8 protein-coding genes, 1 tRNA gene and 1 pseudogene are annotated in these 6,152 nt (G+C 65.8%); 2 read left to right on the top strand and 8 right to left on the bottom strand.

The genetic code is table 11. From position 1 onward, the window contains the following. Positions 1–183 (bottom strand): annotated as a pseudogene (locus JNN06_RS04425) (hypothetical protein); the annotation flags it as partial. Between the two features lie 202 nt (positions 184–385). On the opposite strand from JNN06_RS04425, the gene JNN06_RS04420 reads away from it, so the two are divergent. Beyond that, the gene (locus tag JNN06_RS04420; RefSeq protein WP_291238380.1) at positions 386–583 is read left to right on the top strand and encodes a CsbD family protein; all 198 of its coding nucleotides are present in this window, start codon (positions 386–388) and stop codon (positions 581–583) included. Between the two features lie 55 nt (positions 584–638). Here the strand turns inward: JNN06_RS04420 and JNN06_RS04415 are convergent, their stop codons facing one another. The 7 genes from JNN06_RS04415 to JNN06_RS04385 form a co-directional block, all read right to left on the bottom strand. Then, positions 639–1,433 (bottom strand): crotonase/enoyl-CoA hydratase family protein, encoded by a 795-nt coding sequence (locus JNN06_RS04415; protein WP_291238379.1) that lies wholly within the window; start codon positions 1,431–1,433, stop codon positions 639–641. Between the two features lie 181 nt (positions 1,434–1,614). After that, positions 1,615–1,690 (bottom strand) — tRNA-Phe (locus tag JNN06_RS04410). Between the two features lie 79 nt (positions 1,691–1,769). Further along, the gene (gene yacG, locus JNN06_RS04405) at positions 1,770–1,946 is read right to left on the bottom strand and encodes a DNA gyrase inhibitor YacG (protein WP_291238378.1); all 177 of its coding nucleotides are present in this window, start codon (positions 1,944–1,946) and stop codon (positions 1,770–1,772) included. Beyond that, the gene (locus JNN06_RS04400) at positions 1,943–2,989 is read right to left on the bottom strand and encodes a ribonuclease E/G (RefSeq protein WP_291238377.1); all 1,047 of its coding nucleotides are present in this window, start codon (positions 2,987–2,989) and stop codon (positions 1,943–1,945) included. Before JNN06_RS04400 ends, yacG begins: the two co-directional genes overlap by 4 nt. 4 nt (positions 2,990–2,993) lie before the next feature. Continuing rightward, positions 2,994–3,566, bottom strand: coding sequence for a Maf family protein (locus JNN06_RS04395; protein ID WP_291238376.1), 573 nt, complete (start codon positions 3,564–3,566; stop codon positions 2,994–2,996). Beyond that, positions 3,563–3,781 carry a translation initiation factor IF-1 gene (infA, locus tag JNN06_RS04390; RefSeq protein WP_054301515.1) on the bottom strand — a complete coding sequence of 73 codons (219 nt, stop codon included), beginning with the start codon at positions 3,779–3,781 and terminating at the stop codon, positions 3,563–3,565. Before infA ends, JNN06_RS04395 begins: the two co-directional genes overlap by 4 nt. Before the next feature lie 93 nt (positions 3,782–3,874). Further along, a complete protein-coding gene (locus JNN06_RS04385) occupies positions 3,875–4,909 on the bottom strand; it encodes a dipeptidase (protein WP_291238375.1) in 1,035 nt (344 codons plus the stop codon). A gap of 149 nt (positions 4,910–5,058) precedes the next feature. On the opposite strand from JNN06_RS04385, the gene JNN06_RS04380 reads away from it, so the two are divergent. Beyond that, on the top strand, positions 5,059–6,152 hold a 1,094-nt coding region (locus tag JNN06_RS04380; protein ID WP_291238374.1), incomplete at its 3' end, for an ABC transporter substrate-binding protein.

Below are 6,152 nucleotides of genomic sequence, written 5' to 3'. Positions count from 1 at the left end.
GCCGATGGCGGCCTCCAGATCCTTTTCGATATTGGCCCAATAGGCGGCGGCTTTCTCGTTCTGGATGGCCGAAACATCGGCGGTCACGTCGATTTCCGCCACCTTGTCAACGGCGGCGAAGGCCGAACCGGCGGTGAGCGTGGCCAGCAGGGTGGCAGCGGCAAAGGGTTTGAAAGCGAACATTCTGCACTCTCCGATTGGGATGCGCCAAGTGCGGCGCTGATGCCAGTTCAACGGCGGGGGCCCGGAAATGGTTCCCTGCCGCACAGAGAAATTTTGGCGGCGGGTGGCGGATACATTTTTGAACAGAACCCGGAACCGGAGCGCGGCAGGGGGCGTTGTGGAGCCGTCAAGCATGACACAGACCCTGCGAAAGGAGACGATGATGAATTGGGATCAGATCGAGGGCAAATGGATGCAGCTGAAGGGCAAGGCCAAGGAAACCTGGGGTGACCTGACCGATGACGAGCTGGATGTGGTGGCGGGCAAGCGCGACCAGCTGGCGGGCAAGGTGCAGGAGCGCTATGGCCTGGCCAAGGACGAGGCCGAGCGCCGCGTCGACGAGTGGTCGAAGAACGTCTGACCCTCGCCGACACCCGATCAGCCGGGCCCGGGAAACCGGGTCCGGCTTTTTGCTGTCACTCTGTCGGGCGGATGCGCGGGCCGGATTTGTCGGCAAAGGCCGCAAGACGCGCGCGGGCCTCGGGCTGGGTGTTCACCACCCCCGCCACGCAGGCTTCGGCATAGGCGGCATCCAGGGCCGACATGTTCTGCATATGGCTGATGGCCGAGCAGATGGCGAAATTGGTCAGCGGCAGGTTTTCGGCGCAGCGCCGCGCCAGCGCGAGGGCATGGGCCAGCGAATCCTCGACCAGATATTGCGCGAGGCCCAGATCCACCGCCGTCTGGCCCTGATAGACCCGGCCGGTCAGCATCATGTCGATCATCCGGGCCTTGCCGATCAGATCCGCCACCCGGATCGTGGCGCCGCCGCCGGTAAAGAGGCCGCGCTGGCCTTCGGGCAGGGCGAAATAGGTGCTGGCATCAGCGACGCGGATATGGGCCGCCGAGGCCAGTTCCAGCCCGCCGCCCACTACCGCGCCTTTCAGTGCCGCAATGACCGGCACGCCGCCATATTCCATCTTGGTGAAAGCCTCGTGCCAGCGCAGGCAAAGCTGCCAGAATTCGGCGGGGCTGCGGTCGGCGCGGTGATGTTCCACCAGATCCAGACCGGCGCAGAAGTGATCGCCCGCCCCCGCCAGCACGATGGCGCGCGCCCCCGCCGTGGCGGCGGTGGAGAACAGCGCCACCAGCTCCTCCACGGTGGCGGCATTCAGCGCGTTGCGCTTGTCGGGACGGTTGAGCGTGACGACCCAGACCCCGTCGGGCTGGCGGTCGATGGCAAGATTTTCGGGGATGTTTTGGGGCTGCATGGGGCTCCTCCTGATGGCGGCAGGAGGCCGCAGGCGGCGGGAGGGGTCAAGGGGCGCCGGCGCTTCGGGACGCGACGTTACGTCAGCCGCAGCCGCTCAACGCGCCGCCATGGCCCTGCACACAGACAGCAGCACAGCGCGGGGCCTGCGAGAAAATCTTGGCGTATCAGGGAGTAAGAAGTGGTGCCCGGAGACGGATTTGAACCGCCGACACGCGGATTTTCAATCCGCTGCTCTACCAACTGAGCTATCCGGGCACTGTCAGCCTGTGGCTGCTTGGTGAGGCGGGTATTAAGCGAGGGCGGGGGGGCTGTCCAGAGGCAAAAGGCGAAAAAATCAGTGCCGGGGCGGATTTTCGTCTTCGCTCCGTGCGGGATCGTCTTCCTCTTGCGCGCTGCCGGGGATGACATAGCCGCCCTTCAGCCAGCGGCCCAAGTCGATGTCGGCGCAGCGGCGCGAGCAGAAGGGGCGGTATTTGGCATCCGCCGCTTTCTGGCAGATCGGGCAGCTCATCCCCGCTCTCCCAGCAGCTCCGACAGGGCGGCGCGGTCGCGCTTGCGCACCAGCTCGTACAGGCCGAGCGTGGTCCAGCCGGCGAGGCTGGTTTCCGCCGCCTCGCCCTTGAAGGCGGCGCGCAGCACCTGATCCAGCGTCGCGCGGTCTTTCTTGGGCATCGGCGCGAAATCGACCACCACCTGCCCGCCAAGCCCGCGCAGGCGGAGCTGGCGCGGCAGGTCGCGGGCCAGCGCGATATTGGCCTTCAGGCTCGCGGCGGGCGAGGTATCGGCGCCGGTGTTCACATCCACCGCGATCAGGGCGCGGGTCGGCTCGATCAGCGCATGGGCGCCGCCGGGCAGGGCGATGCGCGGGCTCAGCAGCGCATCCAGCATCTCCTCCACGCCGTGATCGGCAAAGGCGCCCTCCACGATCTCGTCCGGTGCCGGATCGGCCCATTCGCGCCAGGCGGTCTCATGCGCGGAAGGCCCGTCGATCAGCAGTTCCGGCGCGCCATCGGCATCGTTCAGCACCGCCACCGCAAGGTCGCGCATTTCCAGAATATCCTCGGCCACCTCGGCCTCGTCGGCGCCTTCGCAGGCCGAGCGCAGGATGAGGCCAAGGTCTTGCGGCGCGCCCTCCATCCCGGCCTGGGCCAGGGCTTCCAGATCGGCGCGGGCCTCCTCGTCGCGGATGCGGCGGCTGATGTTCAGCCCCGGCGCGCCGGGGGTGATGATGGCATAGCGGCTTTTGAACAGCAGGCGCGTGGTGACCGGCAGGGCCTTGCCGGGTTCGGCAGTGCCCGTCACCTGCACCAGCAGCGATTGCCCCGGTGCAAGGCCAGAGACCTGCCGCAGAAAGCCCGAGCGCCCCTCGGGCAGGCGCACGAACACGCCGCCCTGACCCTTCACCAGCCGATCCACCGTGCCGCGATACAGCGCGCCGGGCAGGGCGCTGTCATCGGCGGGGTCGATCGCAAGGTCTTGCAGCACCCCGTCCACCACAAGGGCGGCGGCCTGCCGCTCGCCCCAAGTGTCCAGCACGATCACGCGGCCCTTCATGGCGTCAGCTCCGATAAACAGGGTAGCCCGCAGCCGCCAGAAGCGCTGCGGTTTCGGCGACGGGCAAGCCCACGACGCCGGTGAAAGAGCCCGAGATCCACGGGATGAACGCGCCCGCGCGGCCCTGAATGGCATAGGCGCCCGCCTTGCCCTCCCATTCGCCGCTGGCGAGGTAGCTGTTCAGCTCCAGATCGGAGAGGCGCTTCATCTTCACATCGGTCACCACCTCGCGGCACCAGAGCCGCTCGCCCCGGCGCACCGCGACGGCGGTGATGACCTGATGGCGGCGCCCGCCCAGCATGGTGAGGAATTGCGCCGCCTCGCCCGCATCGCGCGGCTTGCCGAGGATGCGGCGGCCAAGCGCCACGGTGGTATCGGCGCATAGCACGACATCCTCCGCCGCCGCCGTCACCGCCAGCGCCTTTTCCCGCGCCAGACGCGCGCAATAGGGCCGCGGCAGCTCGCGCGGTTTCGGGTCTTCGTTGATGTCGGGGGGCAGGATGGCGTCGGGCGCAAGGCCAAGCTGCGCCAGAAGATCCTTCCGGCGCGGGCTGGCGGAGCCGAGGATCAGCTTCACTTGAAGCGGTAGTTGATGCGGCCTTTCGACAGGTCGTAGGGGGTCATTTCCACCTGCACCTTGTCGCCGGCCAGAACGCGGATGCGGTTCTTGCGCATCTTGCCTGCCATCGTCGCGATCAGTTCATGGCCGTTTTCCAGCTCGACCTTGAATGTCGCGTTCGGCAGGAGTTCCTTCACGACACCGGGGAATTCGAGCAGTTCTTCCTTGGCCATGGTCACTCCAATAGGGTTTGGCCCGCGAAAGCCGCAGGCATCGGGCGCTAGATGCGCCCGTTTCCCCTGATTTTCAAGGGCCAAAATGCGGCCTTACCCGATGATCCGGCGCAAAACCCCCATCCAGTTGTCCCAACATAGGCGCGCAATCAGCGCTTCGCCATAGCCTGCGGCCTGCATGGCGGCGATCAGCCGGGGCAGGTGGGCGGCTGATTCCATCCAGTCGGGCACCGTGGTGCCGTCGAAATCCGACCCCAGCGCCACGCCCTCCTCGCCCAGGATGCCGATCAGGTGATCCAGATGGCGGATCATCTGGCTGGCGGGCATGGCGGGGTTTTTCACCCCGTCATCGCGCAGGAAGCCCACGCCGAAATTCAGGCCGACCAGCCCCCCGGTTTCGGCCATGGCGCGCAATTGCCGGTCGGTCAGGTTGCGGGTGGCGGGGCAGATCGCATGGGCGGCGGAATGGGTGGAGACCATGGGCCGGGTGGTGATTTTCGCCACATCCCAGAACCCGGCCTCATTGAGATGCGCAAGGTCCACCAGCACGCCCAGCCGGTCACATTCCGCCACCAGCCGCTGGCCAGCCTCGGTCAGGCCCGGCCCGGTATCGGGCGAGGCGGGAAAGTTGAAGGGCACGCCATGGCCAAAGATATTGTCGCGGCTCCAGACCGGGCCGAGGCTGCGCAGCCCCGCCGCATGCAGCACATGCAGCTCGTCCAGACCTTCGCCAATGCCCTCGCAGCCCTCGATATGCAGGATCGCGGCCACGGCCCCCACCGCCCGCGCGGCCTCGATCTCGGCCACCGTGCGGCACAGCCGGATCGCATCGGGGCGGGCCGCCGCCATGCGGATCAGGATCGCGGCCTGTTCCAGCGTGACGCGATGGGCCTTTTCCACGCTGACGGGCGGATAGGCGCGATAGGTCGCCATCGGATCGGGGGCGCCCGCCTTCTCGCCCGGCACCCAGATGGCGAAGAACCCGCCCGCCATGCCGCCCGCCCGGCAGGCAGGCAGCGAGACCATGCCCTGACCGCCCTCGAAAAACGCCCGGCCCTCGCGGTCGCCCGCCGCCCAGAGGCAAGAGAGCAGATCGTTGTGACCATCAAAAACCGGCTGAAGCGGCATGGGTGCTTCCTTTTCGGGCAGTCTGTGCGGGGGCGATCACGCCATGTTTCACAGCGGTTGACAAGTGCCCGCCAAAATTGCCCAATCGGTCAAGATTTCCGGCATCCGCACGGAGTCGCTAGAAAAATGACACCAACGGGAGATTTGAGATGTTGATGGAACCGACCCTGCGCCGGGTGGGCATTGCCGCCACTGCTGCCTTGATGCTCACCGCCGCGCCTTCGGCCCTGCTGGCCGAAACCCCTGCCGATACGCTGGTGATTGCCGATGCGATTGACGACATCGTGTCGCTGGACCCGCATGAGGCCTATGAATTCTCTGGCCTCGATGTGGTCAACAATGTCTATGACGGCTTGATCGAGCTGGACCCCTCGCAGCCCACCGGGCCGCAGCCGGGCCTCGCGGAAAGCTGGTCGGTCAGCGAAGATGCCATGACCTTCACCTTCAAGATGAAGTCGGGCATCACCTTCAGCAGCGGCAATCCGGTGACCGCCGCCGATGCGGCCTATTCGCTGCAACGCGCGGTGAAGATCAACAAATCCCCTGCTTTCATCCTGAACCAGTTCGGCTGGACGGCCGAAAACGTTGATCAGATGGTGACCGCCGAGGGCGATACCGTCACCCTGAAAACCGACAAGGCCTATGCGCCCACCTTCCTGTATAACTGCCTCACCGCGGGGGTGGCCTCCATCGTCGATATGAAGACGGTGATGGAGCATGACGCGAATGGCGACATGGGCAATGAATGGCTGAAAACCAATTCGGCCGGCACCGGCGCCTATATCCTGAAATCCTACAAGCCGAACGAGGGCTATATCCTGCAAGCCCGCGAGGGCCATTGGCGCGGCGATGCGGCGATGAAAGCCGTGTTCATGCGCCATGTGCCCGAGGCCGCGACGCAGCGCCTGCTGCTGGAGAAGGGCGATATCGACATCGCGCGCGAGCTGACCCCGGTGGATATTGAAGGCATCACCGGCAATGCCGATCTGAAAATTCAAAAGGATGTGGGCGGCCAGATCTTCTATCTGTCCTTCAACCAGAAGAACGAGCTGTACAAGAACCAGAAGTTCCTGGAGGCGATGCGCTATGCCATCGACTATAAGGGGCTGGCCGAAACCGTGCTGAAAGGCAGCATGGTGCCGCATCAGGCCTTCCTGCCGAAGGGATACCTCGGGGCGCTGGAAGACACGCCCTTTGCCTTTGACGTGGAGAAGGCCAAGGCCGCACTGGCCGAAAGCGGCGT

It is taken from the genome of Gemmobacter sp. (assembly GCF_016792925.1).
In the GTDB taxonomy this organism is placed as follows: Bacteria; Pseudomonadota; Alphaproteobacteria; order Rhodobacterales; family Rhodobacteraceae; genus Gemmobacter.
Note: the sequence above shows the minus strand (reverse complement) of the source record. Positions and strands in the feature narration are given on the sequence as shown.

Bases quoted from the DNA above. Each gene is read 5' to 3' on its own strand.
- JNN06_RS04385 (WP_291238375.1), bottom strand. From the start codon at position 4,909: ATGCCGCTTCAGCCGGTTTTTGATGGTCACAACGATCTGCTCTCTTGC.
- JNN06_RS04400 (WP_291238377.1), bottom strand. From the start codon at position 2,989: ATGAAGGGCCGCGTGATCGTGCTGGACACTTGGGGCGAGCGGCAGGCC.
- infA (WP_054301515.1), bottom strand. From the start codon at position 3,781: ATGGCCAAGGAAGAACTGCTCGAATTCCCCGGTGTCGTGAAGGAACTC.
- JNN06_RS04415 (WP_291238379.1), bottom strand. From the start codon at position 1,433: ATGCAGCCCCAAAACATCCCCGAAAATCTTGCCATCGACCGCCAGCCC.
- yacG (WP_291238378.1), bottom strand. From the start codon at position 1,946: ATGAGCTGCCCGATCTGCCAGAAAGCGGCGGATGCCAAATACCGCCCC.
- JNN06_RS04420 (WP_291238380.1), top strand. From the start codon at position 386: ATGAATTGGGATCAGATCGAGGGCAAATGGATGCAGCTGAAGGGCAAG.